Here is a 566-nt window from a genome sequence, read left to right as displayed (position 1 = left end):
CTCGGCCAGGTCGAGCACCAGGGCGGCGATGTTCCAGGAGTCGTCGGCCCCGCTGTGGTGGCGGCCCTCCAACGGGAGTCCCGCGATCTCGAGCGCGGTCGCCATTCCCGGCTTCCGGCGCAGCTCGCGGGCCTCGGTGAAGCGCAGTTTGACGTTGGTGTGCCGCCGCCCGAATGGGTAGCGCGTGCCGGTCGCTTGGCACTGGCGCTCGAACTGGCGGCGGTCGTAGTCGCCCCAGCTCGCCCAGGGCCGCGAGTCCGCCCGGTGTTCGTCGGCGAGGAGTCGGCAGGCCTCGGCGAAGTCCACTCCGGTGTCCACCTCGGACTGGGTGAGACCGGTGAGCTTGGTGCAGAAGTCCCCGACGGTCGACCGGCGCGGTCGCACCAGGATGCGGTGATTGGCGAGCCGCTTCCGTTCGGCCAGGTCGACCACGGTCAGCCCGATCTCGATGATCTCGCTGACCGACCCGGGTGGTGGCCGGCCCTCCCAGCAGGTCGCCTCGACGTCGATCACGTTCAGCAGGGGATGCGGACTGTCCATGCGAGGCAGCCTAAGCGCCCGCGTCC

At 70.7% G+C, this 566-nt stretch carries 1 protein-coding gene; it reads right to left on the bottom strand.

What is annotated here, in order from left to right:
* A partial coding sequence (locus JFB92_RS25030) for a 3'-5' exonuclease (protein ID WP_233163804.1) occupies nucleotides 1-540 on the bottom strand: 540 nt, incomplete at its 3' end.
* Nucleotides 541-566: the final 26 nt, after the last annotated feature.

The organism is Glycomyces salinus (assembly GCF_016428645.1).
Classification (GTDB): Bacteria; Actinomycetota; Actinomycetes; order Mycobacteriales; family Micromonosporaceae; genus Glycomyces; species Glycomyces salinus.
The sequence above is the reverse complement of the archived record's forward strand: the minus strand, read 5'-3'. Positions and strand labels throughout refer to the sequence as shown.